20 protein-coding genes are annotated in these 17162 nt (G+C 59.4%); 8 read left to right on the forward strand and 12 right to left on the reverse strand.

The features are described from left to right. Positions 1 to 141: 141 nt before the first annotated feature. Entirely contained in the window at positions 142 to 1647 is a 1506-nt protein-coding gene (locus ACN0SO_RS19915; RefSeq protein ID WP_417680478.1) for a PLP-dependent aminotransferase family protein, read from the reverse strand. Between the two features lie 191 nt (positions 1648 to 1838). On the opposite strand from ACN0SO_RS19915, the gene ACN0SO_RS19920 reads away from it, so the two are divergent. The 3 genes from ACN0SO_RS19920 (at position 1839) to ACN0SO_RS19930 (ending at position 3713) form a co-directional block, all read left to right on the forward strand. Then, positions 1839 to 1991, forward strand: coding sequence for a DUF1127 domain-containing protein (locus ACN0SO_RS19920; RefSeq protein WP_417680479.1), 153 nt, complete (start codon positions 1839 to 1841; stop codon positions 1989 to 1991). Positions 1992 to 2508: 517 nt separating this feature from the next. Further along, on the forward strand, positions 2509 to 2901 hold the full coding sequence (locus ACN0SO_RS19925) for a hypothetical protein (protein WP_417680480.1): 393 nt from the start codon (positions 2509 to 2511) through the stop codon (positions 2899 to 2901). Then, complete coding sequence (locus tag ACN0SO_RS19930; RefSeq protein WP_417680481.1) at positions 2898 to 3713, forward strand: M15 family metallopeptidase; 816 nt, start codon at positions 2898 to 2900, stop codon at positions 3711 to 3713. The genes ACN0SO_RS19925 and ACN0SO_RS19930 overlap by 4 nt, the downstream gene beginning before the upstream one ends. Positions 3714 to 3836: 123 nt before the next feature. Here the strand turns inward: ACN0SO_RS19930 and ACN0SO_RS19935 are convergent, their stop codons facing one another. Continuing rightward, positions 3837 to 4373, reverse strand: coding sequence for a peroxiredoxin-like family protein (locus tag ACN0SO_RS19935; RefSeq protein ID WP_417680482.1), 537 nt, complete (start codon positions 4371 to 4373; stop codon positions 3837 to 3839). Positions 4374 to 4556: 183 nt separating this feature from the next. Between ACN0SO_RS19935 and ACN0SO_RS19940 the strand changes: the two genes are divergently transcribed. Beyond that, positions 4557 to 5288 (forward strand): AraC family transcriptional regulator, encoded by a 732-nt coding sequence (locus ACN0SO_RS19940; RefSeq protein WP_417680483.1) that lies wholly within the window; start codon positions 4557 to 4559, stop codon positions 5286 to 5288. Between the two features lie 130 nt (positions 5289 to 5418). Here ACN0SO_RS19940 and ACN0SO_RS19945 read toward each other — a convergent pair whose 3' ends face one another. The 7 genes from ACN0SO_RS19945 to purC all read right to left on the reverse strand — a co-directional run bounded on the left by ACN0SO_RS19945 (position 5419) and on the right by purC (position 11209). Beyond that, positions 5419 to 7449, reverse strand: coding sequence for a methyl-accepting chemotaxis protein (locus ACN0SO_RS19945; RefSeq protein ID WP_417680484.1), 2031 nt, complete (start codon positions 7447 to 7449; stop codon positions 5419 to 5421). A 238-nt stretch (positions 7450 to 7687) separates the two neighbouring features. Further along, positions 7688 to 7942 carry a DUF2164 domain-containing protein gene (locus ACN0SO_RS19950; RefSeq protein ID WP_417680485.1) on the reverse strand — a complete coding sequence of 85 codons (255 nt, stop codon included), beginning with the start codon at positions 7940 to 7942 and terminating at the stop codon, positions 7688 to 7690. A 48-nt stretch (positions 7943 to 7990) separates the two neighbouring features. Beyond that, positions 7991 to 9193: a hypothetical protein gene (locus tag ACN0SO_RS19955; RefSeq protein WP_417680486.1), complete on the reverse strand. Its 1203-nt coding sequence runs from the start codon at positions 9191 to 9193 to the stop codon at positions 7991 to 7993. 9 nt (positions 9194 to 9202) lie between these two features. After that, a complete protein-coding gene (gene purQ / locus ACN0SO_RS19960; protein ID WP_417680487.1) occupies positions 9203 to 9877 on the reverse strand; it encodes a phosphoribosylformylglycinamidine synthase subunit PurQ in 675 nt (224 codons plus the stop codon). Positions 9878 to 9901: 24 nt separating this feature from the next. Continuing rightward, a complete protein-coding gene (locus tag ACN0SO_RS19965) occupies positions 9902 to 10030 on the reverse strand; it encodes a phosphoribosylformylglycinamidine synthase-associated small membrane protein (protein WP_346914507.1) in 129 nt (42 codons plus the stop codon). Beyond that, a complete protein-coding gene (purS, locus tag ACN0SO_RS19970) occupies positions 10027 to 10269 on the reverse strand; it encodes a phosphoribosylformylglycinamidine synthase subunit PurS (RefSeq protein ID WP_417680488.1) in 243 nt (80 codons plus the stop codon). The genes ACN0SO_RS19965 and purS overlap by 4 nt, the downstream gene beginning before the upstream one ends. A gap of 142 nt (positions 10270 to 10411) precedes the next feature. Next, positions 10412 to 11209 (reverse strand): phosphoribosylaminoimidazolesuccinocarboxamide synthase, encoded by a 798-nt coding sequence (gene purC / locus ACN0SO_RS19975; protein WP_417680489.1) that lies wholly within the window; start codon positions 11207 to 11209, stop codon positions 10412 to 10414. Between the two features lie 281 nt (positions 11210 to 11490). Here purC and ACN0SO_RS19980 point away from each other — a divergent pair, with 281 nt between their 5' ends. The 3 genes from ACN0SO_RS19980 to ACN0SO_RS19990 all read left to right on the forward strand — a co-directional run bounded on the left by ACN0SO_RS19980 (position 11491) and on the right by ACN0SO_RS19990 (position 13113). Then, a complete protein-coding gene (locus ACN0SO_RS19980; protein ID WP_417680490.1) occupies positions 11491 to 11814 on the forward strand; it encodes a DUF1476 domain-containing protein in 324 nt (107 codons plus the stop codon). A 183-nt stretch (positions 11815 to 11997) separates the two neighbouring features. Next, positions 11998 to 12765 (forward strand): HpcH/HpaI aldolase family protein, encoded by a 768-nt coding sequence (locus tag ACN0SO_RS19985; protein ID WP_417680491.1) that lies wholly within the window; start codon positions 11998 to 12000, stop codon positions 12763 to 12765. Between the two features lie 129 nt (positions 12766 to 12894). Further along, positions 12895 to 13113 carry a hypothetical protein gene (locus ACN0SO_RS19990; RefSeq protein WP_417680492.1) on the forward strand — a complete coding sequence of 73 codons (219 nt, stop codon included), beginning with the start codon at positions 12895 to 12897 and terminating at the stop codon, positions 13111 to 13113. Between the two features lie 176 nt (positions 13114 to 13289). Here the strand turns inward: ACN0SO_RS19990 and ACN0SO_RS19995 are convergent, their stop codons facing one another. Then, positions 13290 to 13580 (reverse strand): hypothetical protein, encoded by a 291-nt coding sequence (locus tag ACN0SO_RS19995; RefSeq protein WP_417680493.1) that lies wholly within the window; start codon positions 13578 to 13580, stop codon positions 13290 to 13292. A gap of 306 nt (positions 13581 to 13886) precedes the next feature. On the opposite strand from ACN0SO_RS19995, the gene ACN0SO_RS20000 reads away from it, so the two are divergent. Next, positions 13887 to 14348 carry a hypothetical protein gene (locus ACN0SO_RS20000; protein WP_417680494.1) on the forward strand — a complete coding sequence of 154 codons (462 nt, stop codon included), beginning with the start codon at positions 13887 to 13889 and terminating at the stop codon, positions 14346 to 14348. Between the two features lie 65 nt (positions 14349 to 14413). Here ACN0SO_RS20000 and ACN0SO_RS20005 read toward each other — a convergent pair whose 3' ends face one another. Both ACN0SO_RS20005 and ACN0SO_RS20010 read right to left on the reverse strand, forming a co-directional pair. Further along, positions 14414 to 14971 carry an RBBP9/YdeN family alpha/beta hydrolase gene (locus ACN0SO_RS20005; protein WP_417680495.1) on the reverse strand — a complete coding sequence of 186 codons (558 nt, stop codon included), beginning with the start codon at positions 14969 to 14971 and terminating at the stop codon, positions 14414 to 14416. A 94-nt stretch (positions 14972 to 15065) separates the two neighbouring features. Further along, positions 15066 to 16472, reverse strand: a complete 1407-nt coding sequence (locus tag ACN0SO_RS20010) for a methyl-accepting chemotaxis protein (RefSeq protein ID WP_417680496.1) — start codon at positions 16470 to 16472, stop codon at positions 15066 to 15068. Positions 16473 to 17162: the final 690 nt, after the last annotated feature.

Consider the following 17162-nt stretch of genomic DNA (forward strand, 5'->3'; position numbering starts at 1 on the left):
CGGCGCGTGCGCCGGGGGGCGGTTTTGCCGAGGGTTTAGCAGATCAAGCCGGGGAAGGGGAGAGGCAAATCAGGCCAATACGCGGACAATTGGCCGCTTTTTCACCGTCAGAACGCCGGGGACGGCGGCTTGCGCGCCTCGTTACTCGAAGCTGTCATAGCAGGCGCCGGAATCCTCCAGAAGCTGACGAATGATTTCCAGCGCCCGGGCGGTTTCCTCGCGGGTGCGAGGGTTGCTGAAGCCGATACGGACCCGGTGATAGACATTCCCGGTCCGGCCGGGCTTGAATTCGTCCTCGTCGTCGATGAGGACATGTGCCGCAGCTGCGGCAGTCTTGAAATTGCCGGCAAGCCAGGGCGCAGGCAGCTTCAGCCAGAAAAACGGAGCGTCAGGGGCGGAATTCATGTCGTAGCCGGACAGACAGGCCCGAACCAGGTCATGCCTGGCCGCGATCTCCGCCAGAACCTTTTGCCGGAAGTCGGAGGCGGCCCCGGAGAGCACCAGTCGGGTAGAGAGTTCCGCCAGCAGGAAGGAAATGCCGCCGGTCAGCATCTTGTGGGCTGTGTAGACGCGCTGGGCGTGGGACAGAGGGCTCGACACCCATCCGCCGCGAACGCCGGCGGTCACCGATTTGGAGAGCGAGCCGACGTGGAATGTGCGTTCCGGCGCAAGAGCGGCCAAAGGCGTGAGTGCGGTCTCCCGCAAGGAGCCGTAGACCTCGTCCTCGATGAGCCACAGATTGTGCTGCCGCGCCACGGCGACAATCGCCTTGCGTCTCTCATCGGACATGGTCCCAAGCGTTGGATTGTGCATGGTCGGCATCACGAACAGGATTTTCGGATGCTTCTGGGCGCAGACCTTGTCGAGCTCGTCGGGCAACGGCCCCTCGTCGTCGCGGGGAACCTGGACGACCTGGCGGCCGGACAGCGCCGCGCCGCGGGCGATGGAACTGTAGGTCAGTTCCTCGAAGACGACCCGGTCGCCCGGATTGGTGGTGGCGGCGATAATCGCCATGATGGCGGCCTGGGCGCCGGTGGTCGGCACGATGGTCGCCTCCGGCGGCTGCCATCCGGCGCGCGTCAGCCATTGCTGACCGGCCTGACGCCAGCTGTCCGGCACGTCGCGGGTGTAACTTGCGATTTCATAGGGCGAATCCGCGGTGATCCGGAGCGTCAGCTCCCGAATAATGTCGGCCTGGCCGATTTCAGGCGCGGAGGTGGAATCCAGGCGAATCGCGCCAATCGCTGGCACGGGGATTCGGGTCCCGGCAAACCCGGGGTCGGTGACGGATGTCGCCATCCGGGTCCAGGCGACATTGCCGGAGGCCGCCGCGGCGGCCGGAGCCGCGTTTGGTGCCGATTTGAGGTCCGGCTTCGGATCCTCGACAAGACCGGTGTCCGGGGCGCTGCCGAGAACATAGGTGCCCCTGCCGACTTCGCCGCTGACGAGCCCCTGTTCGCGCACCAAAGCATAGGCGCGCCCGACCGTGCCGACCGTAATTCCGAGATCATAGGCAAGGTCACGCTGGGGCGGCAATTTTGCCCCGACCGGCAGAGTGCCCGAGACGATATCGTCGGCGATTCGGTTGGCCAGGCGGGCATACATAGGCCCTTTGCCGGCGGGGATATCTGGAATCCAAGTTGTCATGGTGACAATTTTCTATCTTGCATCAATTTCAGAGTCAATTCATACGATTGAACCGAGACAATAAGCTCAATCTTAGAAATTGTAACATAAATAGGTGCAATATGAGTTCGGTTGATATCATTTGGAGGAGCAATTCCTCCAGACACGCGGTTCTGACCGCTCTTGCCACATATGCCTTCCGGAAAGTGATCATGTGGCGTCATGCGGCGCGGACCCGGAAGCAGCTTGCCGAACTGCCGGATAACGCGCTGGCCGATATCGGGTTGACCCGCGACATGGCTTTGCGGGAAGCGGAACGGCCGTTCTGGGACAGCCGGACCATGCCGTGGAAACATGTCCGTTGACCGGTATGACACGGAGCGTGGTTCATGACCTCGACCGGTCCCGCTGGTCTCGGTTTTCAAGAATGCCTACCTCAGGCACCGGCCCTGTGTTCACATGAACGGACCGGTGCCCGTTTGAGGTTCGATTCTATTTTCCAGAACCCGATAACTGTATAATTTGAATAGATTATTTTCTCTGTGGTTGTTCTCTCCCCCAGGAATTGCAGTCTTTAACTCGTAAAATCGAACAATCGTTTTTCTGCTTGGATATTGGTTTGCCATGCGCTTCCTGGTGTGCCTCCGGGTCCTGCCGTGGAGATCACATGTTTCGCAGAAAACTGAGTGTTCAACCCGCTCATGCGGACCTCGAACGGTTTGCGGGCGCCTATTGTTCGGCCGCTGATCCTGTCGAGGCGCTGATCGGCTGATTGCGGTTCGAAATTCCGGCACACCGGGCAAGCCCGTTGATCCGGATCAACGGGGCATCGCACACTGTGGTGTAGCTTTGATTTCAGAGTTTTCTGAAAGGGACCGATCCATGAAACGTTTATTGAGACATCTGGGGGCGGCCGCGGTTGTAGCTGCAGGGCTGGCCGGGGCATCCCTGTCGGGCGCGCTGGCCCAGGGGCCGCTTCTTGAAACCTATGTCGCCTTCCTCGGTCCGGCCGATCACTACAATTCCCGCGGCGCACGTCTGAGCGAGCCGTGGCAGGTCATCCGGCAGGACCGGGCCAACTTTCACAAGTTCGGAATTCGGGACCGGGGCGACGAAAGCGACCGGTTCTTTTCCTCGATCGCCAACCGCGGGCGCATGGAACGGATGATTCTCAACGGCTACATCGATCCGAATGCCGCTTGGCGCATCGTCAATGACAATGTGTGGATCCGGGTCGAGGTCTATGAGAATTCCGTGAATGTGACGGTCAATTGATCCGCTCTTTTTTGATGTTGCTGCTGGCGCTCGGGCAGATCACCTTCTGGACCGGCCCTGTTTGGGCTGCGGAGATCGGCTTGAGCGAGCGGCTGGATATGCTGATCGCCAGCTATCCGGATGTGGTGTCGCGTGTAGACGGCAACCGGCTCATCCTGAAGGACGGCGGCGCTGCGATCGTGATCGACGACGGTCGGATCAAGAGCCATGCGGACGCTTTGGTTGATGCGGATGTGGAAGACATGCTTCGCCAAACCTATCCGCACGGGCCGTGCGAGACTCGCCCCGCCGTCGATTTCGATCCTGGACGCGTGCGCTCGCAGGACCTGATGATGCGGCTGTACGGCGGCACCCGCCGGCAGGTGGCGGACCGGCTGACGACGATCGACTGGTTCGGTAACCGACTGCAGGTCACGACGGCCTTTGGCGTGGACAAGGCTCTGATCGCGGTTCGGGACGAGTTGAAGGCCTTGCCCGAAAGCCTGCGCCGCCCGGCGCTGAAAAGCGCGGGCACCTTCAACTGGCGCAACATCGCCGGAACGGACCGCTTGTCGGTTCACAGTTTTGGCGCGGCCATCGATCTGGATACGTCCTATGCGGACTACTGGCGCTGGGCGGGCGGCAAGCCCGGTAAGGTTCCGGTGTACAAAAACCGGATGCCTCTGGAGATCGTCGAGATCTTCGAGCGCCATGGCTTTATCTGGGGCGGGCGCTGGTATCATTACGACACCATGCATTTCGAGTACCGCCCTGAAATGATCGCCATTTCAAATGCGGCAGCGGCCGATGCCTGCGTGGCGGGGGTGCAGTAGAATTTCGGCGGGCTTGCCGGGCTTGTTTGTTATCTTCCGGCAGCCGGAGCGGCACAGTGGATGCGGTGCCATCCGCGATCCTGTGACCGAAACGCGGATGGCGGGACGGGATTAACCCGACAATCACACGGCGCCGGTGTATTCGCCCCGGGCCGGGTAGTCGTTCTTCTGAACGAAATCCAGCGCGCCCACCATCTCCTGAAAATGCGGCCGGCTGAACGGCATGGTCTGGATTGCCGAGAAATAGAGCGTGTTGTCCGCGCGGACGAGGAAGATGCCGGGCTCGGAAAAGAGCATCGGTTCATCGATGCCGATGGATGTGGCGCCCCGGCTTGTGGAGATAAAAAGCCCCCAGTCCTTCGCCTTGGAGAGCGACAGGCCGTAGCCGAAGCGCAAGGTCCTGGCGCCGACCTTGTCGGCCATCTGTCGGGCCCTGTCTTCGGTGTCGGAGGATATGGCGACGGTCTTTACGCCGCGTTGTTCGAATTCAGGTGTCAGGCGCTCCAGTTCCTTCAGGTAGGTGGCGCAGATCGGGCAGTGAAGACCGCGGTAGAAGACGACGAGCGTGGCGAATTCCGGGCTGTCTGTGGCCAGATCGAACGTGCCGCCGGCAACGGTTTCAACAACCAGTTCAGGGACAGTTTGACGGGGAATGAGCATGTCTCAACTCCTGTTGTGGACCAATCGGTCAAAATAAGCTTCAATGAGTTCGAGAAAGAATACTGAACGGACGGAGTTCGTTTGTTCGTATTTTGTGATTTGGAGTACGGAATGGGAAGCGTTGCACGTGCGCGATTTGACGGTGGCCTCGATCGGTTGTCGTCTTTGATTGAACGGTTTCGCGTGACAGCGGTCATTGCGCCCGGCGGCATCTCCCAAGTCCCGACTGCGAATTTTTTCGTGTTCCGGAATGGCGCCGAGACACGGCGCCTGGTCTTTGTCCCGAAGCGCAGCGCAACCGATCCCTGCTGTCGTGCGGAAATGCGTGGCGAGGGCGAAGTGGCGGATGTGTCCGCCTACATCGGGATCAGCGGAGCGGGCGATCATCTGGTCGAGGCGCTGCCGGATTGTATTTCCGTTCCGCTTGCGGACGCCCCCTATCTGGAAGCGGTGGTCATACCGCTTGTCGAGGAAGTCACCGATCCGCGTTGCGGCGGGCAGGCGGTGTTTCACCGCCTGTGCGAGGTGGTGGTGATCCGCCTGTTGCGCCACGCTCTTGAATCCGGGGCCGCCAATGTGGGGCTCCTGGCAGGGCTTGCCCACCCCCGCCTGGCGTCCGTTCTGGTCGCTCTTCACGAGGAACCGGACGGACAATGGACCCTGGAGAAAATGGCGGAGATCGGAGGGATGTCACGGACGCAGTTCGCGTTGACATTCAAGGAGGTGGTGGGAACGACGCCCGGGGTCTATCTGTCCAACTGGCGTCTGGAAATCGCCAGGGCGGAGCTGGAGGCCGGCAGCCCGGTCAAGATCGTCGCCCGTATGTGCGGCTTTTCAAGCGCGGCGGCCTTTTCCAGGGCCTTTTCGCGCCGTTTCGGCCATGCGCCCAAACTGGAACGCCGCAAGGTGGCGTAAAGCTCCTACTCTTGGATGGATTGCTCCCTCGCCCCTTAGGAGAGGTGACTGGCGGGGGAGGGCGCCGGGCTAAATCTCCGAAAAATCGTGAACTGCGCTGGCAGCAGGCTCGTAGCCTCCGTCAAAAAAATCAGGCTGCGGCGACTTTGCGCAGGAAGGCGTCGATGCGGGACCTTACCTGGCCGTTGATGTCGTCGATGCCTTCCGAGGCGACGCGGATCTGGCCCGCGGATGCCTTGGCTACCGAGGCAGTTGCCTGCAGGGTGGACATGGCCTCCACCACCAGACGGGTGCGTACCGCCGCTTCGCGGACGTTCCGGCTGATCTCGCTGGTTGCCGTCGTCTGTTCCTCGATCGCACCGGCGATGGCGACGGTGTTGTTCTGAACTTCGCCGATAATGCCGGCAATGTCCGTCATGGCCGAGACGGTGGAGCGGCTCGACTGCTGGATCGCCTTGATCTGGTTGGAAATTTCCTCAGTTGCGCTGGCGGTCTGGTTGGCAAGCGACTTCACCTCGCTGGCCACGATGGAAAAGCCCTTGCCGTGTTCGCCCGCCCGGGCGGCTTCGATCGTCGCGTTGAGGGCGAGAAGATTGGTCTGTTCCGCAATCGCCTGGATAAGCAGGATGATTTCGTCGATCTTGGTCGCCGCCCGGGCCAGTTCATCGACATCGCGGTTCGTGTCCTGAGCGCTCGCGCTGACCTTTTCCACCTGGGCGGAAGTAGCAGCGATCTGGGCGGAGATTTCCTGGATGGACGAGGTCAGCTGCTGGCTCGCGGAGGCCACGGTTTCCACATTGGTCGAGGCCTGCTGGGAGGCTTCGTTGGCGGCGCCTGCTTGCGCGTCGTTGCGATCGTTGGCTTCCAGGAGATCGTTCGCCGTATGGCGCGCGCCGGAGACGGTTTCGCTCGCGGTGGACAGAAGCTGCAGGATGTCGCTCTTGAAGTCCGCGATCGATGTCTCGATTTCCTGTTGGCGGGCGGCTTTCGCGGTGTCTTCCGCTTCCGCTTCGCTTTCCAGGCGCAACCGTTGCCGTGCGTTTTCCTGGAACACGGTCAATGCCCTGGCCAGCGCACCGATTTCGGTCGCGTGCTTGGTATAGGGAATGGCGCAGTCGACGTTGCCGTCCGCCAATTCGGCGGTCGCACCGGTGATATCGGAGAGGTTCCGGCTGACGCTGCGGACGATCAGCACGCTTGCGGCGATCACGGCCACAAGAGTCAGGATGACGACGGCGAAGATCAGGCCGGACAGAAAGGCGCGTTCGCCGTTCATGGCAGTACGGATGCGGTTCGCCTGTTCGCTGGTCCCGGCCAGCACTTCCGACAGACCCTGGTTGAGCCGGTCGTAGCTGGCGTTGATCGTGTCACCTGCCTCTGCAAGTGCGAGTTCTGCCTGGCCCAGATTGTCGAGGCGGGTTTGAAGGTCGTCGATCAGGCTGTTGGAGGTCTCGGCGAAATCGGGATCGAGATCCTCATTCTTGAGCATGTCCCGCATGTCGGCGAACTTCTGTTCGATCAAGGTGACATAGGAACTTTCCGCCTGATTGACGAGCATCAGGATATCGCGGCGGATGCCATCAAAGGCCGCGTTGACATGAAAGACTGCGGCCTGGTCGTCGAATTCCAGCTCTTCGGCAATGCGGGTGGCGAGTTTGGCCACCGCGTTGCTGAGATCGACTGAAAAGCCGGTCGGGCTGTCGATACCGGCTTGTCCCTCTTCCGTGACCTGCACGCTTTGCCGGTCGCGGTAGCCGAGCTGCGCCAGGATGCCGGAGTAGTGTTCAAGGGCATCGAGATAGGTCTTCAGGCTCGATGCGAGTTCCGGTTCGACGGCGCTTAAGGTCGGGTCGTCCTGAACTTCAATGATCTGCCGGTTCACGTTCTCCTTGGCGGCGGCAACCGCCGGAAGGGCTTCCGCATATCGCTCGGCGCGCAGGTTCTGCTCTGCAACCCTGAGCGTGAGAATGAGCCGCTCCAGCTGGTTAAGCTTCTCATAGGCCGCATCGGTGGCCGCATAGTCGGAGGATGTCTTTTCGATTTTCCGATCGGACCAGAACTGGACGACACCGATTGTGACAAAGCCGAATATCGCGCAGGCCGCGAGTGCCGTTACCCTTTTGCGAAGGGTGAAACGGTCAAAAAGATTCAAGGCAAGCATCCGCTGACGTCTCCGGCGCTCAAGAATAAAAATCTATTGTTTTCAAGTATTTTTCACAATGCTGAACATACATTTAATAGGAGGTTGTTTTCCTGTAAGTGCTGAATTTCGTTTTATTATTTCGATAATTCGAAAATTATGTAGTAGATGTACATATGCCGCCTGTTGCGGTGCGGAAATTGTTGATCCCGAACTTTCTGCCCCAGGCAGGGCGAATCTGATCGCGTCGAGCGGACGTCTAACGTTTTGACGGCAATAGCTTTTCCATGGCCGACAGTTCGTCGGTGACGTCTTCCAGCTTGCGGCTCAACAGGACCTGGGCATCGCGAAGGCCCTGGTTGTAAAAGACGGGACCGGCCGTTTCGGCGAAAAAGTCGATCAGAAAGCCGGCGTCCATGTTGCCGATGTCCTGATCCAGTTCCGAGTTGAAATAGCTCTGGATACGCTCTGCGAGCCAGGCATGATCTTCCTTGGACAGTTTGATGTCGGACATGGGTACTCCGGATTTCGGTTTATCAGGTGAGGGAGCGAAGGAGCGCGCCTACTCGCCTTCCACAGGGGCGCCGAACACGACGACTATCGCGCAGACTGCCGAAAGCAGAAGAAAACCGGCGGCCTGCTTCGTCCGTTTCAGCTGGTAGGCACTGATCGCGGCAACGAGGCACTGGAGGGCATAGTAGAAGGCAAAGCAGCGGGAGGCGAGGGTGATCAGGGCGTAGATGTCGGTTTCCCATGTCACCAGTGCTGCGATGACAGCCGTCAGAACATAGGCATGGCGGATATCGATCCGCTTGGCGCTCACGTCCCGCACGAGGCCGCCGGCACCGAGCGTGTCGGCGATGGCCGCACTCGATTGGCTGGCGAGCGCGCCGACGATGATCATGATCGGCAAGACGGCGGCAACCGGCGCCAGCATGTCGACGATGGCCGCCACGCCGTCGAGGCTGGTATCGATTGCGAACAGGGGCGTCATGGCCAGAAAGAAGGCCAGGTAGATGGCCGCGGAAAGAAGCTGCGCCTGCTTCATGGTCCTGACCCGAAGCTCCGCCGGATAGGCGTCGCCGAGAAAGCGGGAGGTCTCGAATCCCTGGACCACGATCAGCAGGCCGAGGAGAACGGGCAGATTTTTCGCCTCGAAATGACCGGGAACGGTCGAAACCCCGCCGTTGAAAACATGGTAGAGGGCATAGACCACCAGCGCGGCCAGCAGGCCTCCGATGACCGCAAGCTTCACCGACACGGCATAGATTTCCAGCTTTTCCTCCGCGCCGAAGCCGCGCAACAGACCGACAATGGCGATCAGTGCCAGGCAGACGGAGACGATCAGTTTGATGTCGGTTCCGTTGGCGATGCCGAGCGGTTTCAAAAGGAAGGTCGAAAACAGAACCAGATAGTAGGCAACGGAAACGAAGTAAGCGAAGGCAAGGGCTGCATGGGACATCCGCTCAAGCGACAGGATCGGCCTTCCGGCATGGCCGTCATTGAGAAGGGGCTCCACATGAAGGATGTTGTGCCGGACCGCGGCGCCGACGAAATAGGCCATCAGGAGAAGCCCGGCCATCAGGGCGGTGGCCCAGGAGCCGGACAGGTCGCGCAGGATCGGAACGGATACGAGAAAGCCGCTGCCGATGATCGATGCGAGCGGTGTCGATATGGCGCGCCAGTGCGGGGAGCCGACCAGGCGCGGGTGAAGCAGAACGGCGGCGGTGATCAGGGTAACAGCGATGGCGAGAACGCCGATCATCGTACCGGCTTACGCGGTCTCGAGCGCCGAAATCAGACTTTCGAACAGCGCGCGTCCGTCGGTCCCGCCCTGAAGCGGTTCGACCAGATTTTCCGGGTGCGGCATCATGCCGAGCACATTGCCCTTATCATTGACGATGCCGGCAATGTCGTTGATGGAGCCGTTCGGATTGGTGCCGTTGGCGTAGCGGAAAACGACCCGGCCGTTGTCCTCGATCGCTTTCAGCGTATCGGCATCGGCGAAGTAGTTGCCGTCGTGATGAGCGACCGGGCAACGCCATACCTGACCTTTGTCGAAGGCATTGGAGAAGCGGGTCGTGTTGTTGACCGTCTCCAGCAGGACTTCCTTGCAGACGAAATTAAGACCGGCATTGCGCATCAGCGCGCCCGGCAGCAGCCCGGCTTCCGTCAGGATCTGGAACCCGTTGCAGACACCCAGGATAGAGACACCGGCGTTGGCCCTGGCGACCATGTCCTTGAGGATTGGCGAGCGGGCGGCAATCGCGCCGGAACGCAGGTAATCGCCGTAGGAAAATCCGCCCGGAACGATGACGAGGTCGGCATCGGGAAGGGTCGTTTCCGTATGCCAGACGGACTGGGGCCGGGTCCCGGTGATCAGTTCCAGGGCATGGAACATGTCGCGGTCGCGGTTGGATCCAGGAAAGACGATAACGGCGGTTTTCATCAGGCTTTCAGTCCCGGCTGGGTTTCAGAGCATCAGATAGACGGCAAGTGCGGACAGCGCCATCGGCAGAACGATGAAGATACCCGCCTTGATGGCGACGAAGCGCACGATCCTGACCGTGTCATCGTTCGCGGGGCGCTGCCTTACGGTCATTCGAGGATCTCGATCGCGTAGTTTTCGATGACCGTGTTGGCGAGCAGCTTCTCGCACATCTGCGCAAGATCGTCCCGTGCGGCGTTCTTGTCGGAGCCGGTCAGTTCGATATCGAACACCTTGCCCTGGCGCACCGAGCCGATGCCGCCGAAGCCGAGGCCGCCGAGGGCGCCTTCAATGGCTTTTCCCTGAGGATCGAGAACGCCGTTCTTCAAGGTGACGGTCACGCGTGCTTTCATCTGGGTCTACTCTCTTGCGCAAGCCGGGGTCTGACCCCGTAGTTCGTTCCGGCCGCTCAATACACCAGCTCCGACCGGCAGGAAAGGGCCGGCAGCGGCAGGAGGGGATTGCTCCGGCGCTTTTCGCGCCGGAGGCATAGGATTACTTCACCAGCGTCGGGCCGGAAGGGGCAGGGCGTTCCTCGTTTCCATTGAGGATGCCGAGGCGCTTGGCGACTTCCTGGTAGGCTTCCAGCATACCGCCCATGTCGCGGCGGAACCGGTCCTTGTCCATCTTGTCGTTGGTCGCAGAGTCCCACAGCCGGCAGCTGTCGGGCGAGATTTCGTCGGCGACGACGATGCGCATCATGTCGCCCTCGAACAGGCGGCCGCACTCGATCTTGAAGTCGACCAGACGGATGCCGACACCCAGGAAAAGGCCGCAGAGGAAGTCGTTGACGCGGATGGCGAGCGCCATGATGTCGTCGAGTTCCTGCGGGGTGGCCCAACCGAAGGCCGTGATGTGTTCTTCAGACACCATCGGATCGTCGAGCTCGTCGTTCTTGTAATAGAACTCGATGATCGACCGGGGCAGCTGGGTTCCTTCCTCAAGGCCGAGGCGCTTGGAGATGGAGCCTGCGGCAACATTGCGCACCACGACTTCCAGCGGAATGATTTCCACTTCGCGGATAAGCTGCTCGCGCATGTTGAGGCGGCGGATGAAGTGCGTCGGAATGCCGATTGCGTTCAGGTTGTTGAAGATGAACTCGGAAATCCGGTTGTTCAACACGCCCTTGCCATCGACAATTTCGTGCTTCTTGGCGTTGAAGGCGGTGGCGTCGTCCTTGAAATGCTGGATCAGCGTTCCGGGCTCGGGGCCTTCGTACAGGATCTTGGCCTTGCCTTCATAGATTCGGCGGCGGCGGTTCATTGGCAGGTACCGTGTGTTTCGAAAATCCATTGAACGGGGTGTTACTCATGTTTGTATTGTTCCTCCCGAGCCTCAGCGGTTGATCGATGTCGAGAGGAAGCGTCCTTAGCCCCGCATTAGCGGCGCGGAACTTAACCGAACGGAGCCGAAAGTACAATCGAAGACAGCGAAGCTTTTCGAGTGTTCGCTCATCCATTTGGGGCAGAGGGTGGATCTTGCGTTGATTTGGGTCGCTTGCGAGGATATGGAAAGGGCCAGTTCGATCCTATATTCAGGTCGTAGAGGCGATCCGCAGTTCAGGAGACACCAGGATGAGCACATTCGACAAGCGCGAAGAAGGTTTTGAAAGCAAGTTCGCGCATGACGAGGAGCTGAGGTTCAAGGCCAGCGCCCGGCGCAACAAGCTGCTTGGCCTTTGGGCTGCCGAAGCCCTCGGTTTGGAAGGCGACAAGGCGCAGGAATACGCCAAGGAAGTGGTCCGGGCCGACTTCGAGGAGCCGGGAGACGAGGATGTGTTCCGCAAGATCCGTGCGGATTTCGATGCGGCCAACGTCGATCAGTCCGACCATCAGATTCGCCGCACCATGGACGAACTGATGCACAAGGCTGTCGAGCAGATCAGAACCGAAGGCTGATTTCGTCCTTATCAACGGTTTTTAGAGAACCCCCGCCGTTTCGGCGGGGGTTTTCTTTTCTGATATGTCGGCATTCGGCATTTTCGGTCCGGGAGGCGACGGTTTTCCCGAAATCCGGTCTTGCGCGGAAGCGGGACCGGGGATTTCATGTGGCCGGATTTCAGAACGCAAAAGGATCGTCCTATGACCTCTCCCAAGAGCCTTGCCGCCAAACTTCGCGCCGATGAGAGCATCGTGACCGCCTGGGCGTCGCTCGCCGCGCCGATCCTGGGTGAGTTGCTCGGCCGTAGCGGCTTTCCGGCCGTGACCTTCGACATGCAGCATGGCCAGCAGGATTTTGGCGAGGTCCGCGAAGGGATGTCTTTCCTCTCCCTGACCGATGCCCACAAGATCGTCCGCATCCCTGTCGGCGAAATGGCGACCGCAAGCCGGGCTCTGGATATCGGGGCGGAATGCGTGATCGCGCCGATGATCAACAGTGTTGAGGATGCGCAGGCCTTTGCCGAGGCGATGAAATATCCGCCGGTCGGCAAGCGCAGCTGGGGGCCGCATCGCGCGGCCATGCTGAAAGGCCAGAGCCTGCCCGATTACCTTGCGACCGCTAATGACGAGACGGTCGCGCTTGCGATGATCGAGACCCCGGAGGCGATCGCGGCCCTCGACGATATCCTGGACGTGCCGGGTATCGACGGCATCTTCGTGGGGCCGAGCGACATGTCCCTGACCCTGTCGAACGGCGCCAAGCTGGATCCGAACGGGGAAAAGACCATCGAGGTCTGCGCGGAACTGGCCGAACGCACGCGCGCCAAGGGCAAGATCGCCGGCGTCTTCTGCATGAGCCCGGAGCGGGTGCACGAATCGCGCAAGCAGGGCTACCGGCTGATGGCATACGGTTTCGACGTTTCCCTGTTCATGGGGGCGGCGACTGCGGCAATCGATGCCTGCCGTTGATTTCAGTCAAAGCAGGACGCTGCGTTATTTGAAAGTATCTGCCGGTATTGCGGCAATGAACGGGCTGGGGCGCCTGGGCGGGTTGCGGAGCCGCTGATTTCCATTCGAGAAGGAAATGGAGACGGCTTCATGTGGAAACTTGGTATTATCCTTTTCATCATCGTCGGGCCGACGCTCGCCGGCATCGGGGCTCTGATCCCTCTGGCAATGAATGGCGTGAATCAAATCAACCCGATGTTTCTGGCCGGAGCCGCGATCGTCGGCGCGCTGATCGCCATTCCCGTCAGCCTGTTCCTCGGAAAGAAGATCAATGACCTGATGTCATCAAAGGGCGGCGTGACCGCCTGAGACGGTGTTCCGGCGTTAAAATGCGAACGACGGCCGCGCGGGGTGAGAACCCTTGCGGCCGTTCGCTTATCTTCGCGTGCAGATATGCGGTCTCCCGATCCAGTTAGCCCTTGAGGCGCAATCTGGAGGGGAAGCCGCCTTGCCGTTGTTCGGCGGAAAGTCCGAAGCACTTCGTATTATTCGGGTGGCAAAGCCAGACTAAATACATCGAACTCCCGATCGTGACTTGCGATGGCATCGCAAAGTACTTCGAACCAGTCGCATCGTTCCGAAGGGGAGGTCTCGGTCAACAATTCCACAAAGAGGTTTTCGAGATAGGTACGGTGCTTTTCGCCGTCTCCGACCCGAAAACCGTCGGCATTGCTCACAGCGTATTTGCCGCTTTTCAGATCTTGGAGGCATCTGTAGCGGATCGCCGTCTTATCGTTGATACGTCGCCAGACTGATATTTCTTTAAATAGTTTCATTCGTTTTAGCGAGGCTGTCTGCTTTGGTTGTTAATGTGTCTCTCATGCCCTTTTCATGAGTAACGCGTGAGACCGCTCGTTCTCGGCTTAGAAGAGGCGAAGCCGAAGTGGAGAAAACGCCCGATAACCGCACAATCCGCTACCGGTCTTTACGCCTGGAACAAGCTGCTATCACTCGACAAGATAGAAGGGTGTCTCTGCTCCAATGAATTGCGTGAAAAAAATCCCACTCCCATTGATTGTGGAGGGGCCTTGAAATAATTAATCTATTCAGTCACTTCGATCGTCGCAAAATTCAGGCTTTTCATGAAATCTTCTATTTTTCTGGCCGCAATGGTCGCGGCCCTACTTGCCGGATGCCAATCCAAGGTGTCGGACCAGATGTCGGATATGACCGGCAGGCGCTCATTCATGCTGCCCTATAACGCCACCATTCCTTACGACAAGGAGCCGGAAATTTATGAGGCTTACAAGAAAGCCTTCAAATGCTGGGCTGACGGACCTCACAATGATCAAGGGTTCGTATTGAAGAAAATCTGGATGGCTGATGATGGCGGGATACTCAAAGCGTTTTTCGTCTACCCGTCCGATCCCGACAAAGAGGCCATCGTGTTCAGGCTGACAATGATGGGGCGCTGGTCCGGCGGACTTTCACTCATTGCCGAGGGACCGGAGCGAGACAGTGCTTTCTCGAAGTACATCTTCAGCCAGCATGGTAGTCGGTATATCGCATTGTGCAATGCCGGTACTTTGTCCGTCCGGCGATAAGGCGAAGCGTCCGTTTTAATTTAGGTCGGGTTTCATATCGCCCGACTTCAGCCGTTGTTTGCCGATCACCCCAGCCGCTTCATGAAATAGGCGAAGGACATCATGCCCTCCGGCCAGGGGCCGCGGCCGCTTTCCAGGTTGATGTGGCCGGCTTCGCCCGCGTCCTGGAAGGTGGCGCCCCATGACTTCGCGAAGCTTTCCGCCCGATCATAAGCGCAGTGCGGGTCGGTGCGGCTTGCGACCACATGGGCGGAAAACGGCAGCGGGGCGAGCGGCAGGGGCACAAAGTTGCCTGTATCGAAGGCCGGTTTCGGGGCCTCCCGTTCCAGATCGGTCGGCGCGACCAGAAAGGCGCCGCGGACCTTGTCCTTCGGCAGGGTGTGGGCCGCGTGGGCGATCAGGATGCAGCCTAGGGAGTGGCCCACCAGGACGACGGGCCGCGTGGTCTTCTCAAGGCGCTTTTCCAGCGCGTCCTGCCAGGCCTTGCGGACCGGCTGGAACCAGTTCTTCTGTTCCACGACCCAGGCATTGGCCATCTTGGCCTGCCAGCGCATCATCCAGTGCCCGGACGGCGTGTCGCCATAGCCTGGAACGAGCAGGATATCGGTGTCGGATATTTTCAAGGGACGGGCCGCTCCGTTTGCATTCAGGGCAGTCTTGGCCCAGGCGGAAAAGCCGTGTCAACCGCGAAGCGACGGGTTGCGTCCCTGTTTAGGGTCAGTTCTGGCGAATTTCGTTGACGAAGCTGCCGATTTCGACCTGCAAATCCTGCAGGCGTTCAACGAAATGACTGGCGGTTTCCAAAACAAAGCGGGCGCTGTCATCGATCGTGGTCAGTTGCTCCGCCACATCCTGCACGGCGAGGCAAGCGGATTGGGACTGGTCTGCCGCGGCGTTGGAGTTTTCCGAGATTGCCACACCGGTCTGCTGCTGTTGTTCCATAGACGATGTGACCATGTTGGTCAGCTCACCGATCCGGGCAATCGTGTCCGAAATTGTCTTGAACTCGTCGATGGCCTCAGCGGTAAAGCCCTGGATTTCCTGGACACGCTGCGCGATGTGGTTGGTTGATTGTTCCGTCTGAGCTGCCAGTTCCTTCACTTCCGAGGCAACGACGGCAAACCCGGCGCCCAGTTCTCCTGCCCTTGAAGCTTCGATTGTGGCGTTGAGGGAGAGAAGCTTGGTCTTATCGGCGATCTTGTTGATGATGCTGATAATTTCCTCGATCTCCTGTGCGCCGGCGCTCAGGCTTTCAAAAGTGCTGTTGGCCGCAGTGACGCGCTCCGCCGCGGTCGTCACGGTATTGCGCGTGCCCGCCAGTTCGCTTTCGATATTGCGGATGGATGTGAGCAACTCGGCAGTCGCTTCGGAGACCATTTTGACCTGGTCGGTGGATCGGGTCGAGGCGACGGCGCTGGTTTGGGACCGCTCCCTGGCCGTGCCGGAAAGCTGGCTGGCACTTGCGGCTGCCTGCCTCATGCGTTGAGCGGCTGTTGAAATCTCCTCAACGGATCCCGCGACCTTGGACTCCAGTTCGGTTGCCATGGCTATCCGCTTTTGCGCTTGCCTTGACCTTTCCAGAACCGGGGCAACCTGCGCACCGAGGTATTCCAGCATCCGCACCAGGTGGGGGGACGGATTTGCGGGACGGCTGTCGTAAAATTCAATCACCGCTTCGACATTGCCCCGGACCATGACCGGGCAGCCGTAGCCGCCAATGAGGCCGGCCTCTTCCGCAAATGGCTTGCGCGGATAATTGTCGTCCTTGATGACGTCCGGAATCCAGTCAAACTTCTTTTTCTGATGGACACGGCCGGGCAGGCCGATGCCGGTCTTGAAGCGTAAGGTCTCGGTCTTGGCTTTGAAAGCATCCGCATTGGCGCCAGGCTGGAGATGCCAGATCTTCAGCGATTCCAACTCCTGGGGATTGTCCGGGCAAGGGGCCCAGGCGTGGCCGATTTTCCAGTCGCCATAGTCGCATATGGCTTTCATGAAGCCCATCAGCCACGTTTTGAAATCGTCGGTTTCGGAACTTATCCGGCCGATCTGATCCAGCAGATCGAATATCGCATCCAAGGCGCGCGGCTCTTCTGTTCGAGCATGGGCATTCAGGTGTTTGATCATGTCTAAAGCATCCGCATGGATTTCAGAAAATACGTCTCCGGCGATACCGCGTTCGAGCGGACGAACAATCGTCTGCGTGTCGCGGAGGGGACGGCGGCTACCTCATGGCGAAAACGACGTATCTTGTTGAAAAATAAAGATGATACTCTCATAATCATGGAAGTCGACGTTTCAACGGATGTGAAATCGTCCCAGATTCCGGCACACATGTTCGTGACGGATGATAAGTATATGCTTGCCTCATATTATTCGAACTCCGGAAGAGTTCTTTTAATTTTTCAAATTTTCAGAATTTTGGAATAGAGACCTAAGTATTGCATCGTGTTGCAACTCGGGGTGATGTTGCGATGCCAAAATGTAGTCTTGTTAAATTCCGGACTCGTTGATGAATTCGTTGTTGTCGCGGCCCAGGCGCTGCGTTTGCACGCAGGCATTTCGCGATCGCGTTCTGCTCAGGCGGTCCCCCTCGGAGACCGAGAGGGTGCCGTGTCGAACGGTGCGCCACCGGATATGAAACCTGGTATCGGCGGTTGCGGCTCGCCGGTCGGGCAGCCCTGTAGACATACCGCCCGTGAAGCGGTGCCATCGCCCGATGCGCCAACGCAGGGCGGTCGGGACGTTCGTCATCCTTCGAGACGGAGCCGGGGCGCGACTTTACGGACGCAGCCGGCCGGAAGGAGCCGCAGCGTT

It is taken from the genome of Roseibium sp. (assembly GCF_048260565.1).
Taxonomy (GTDB): domain Bacteria; phylum Pseudomonadota; class Alphaproteobacteria; order Rhizobiales; family Stappiaceae; genus Roseibium.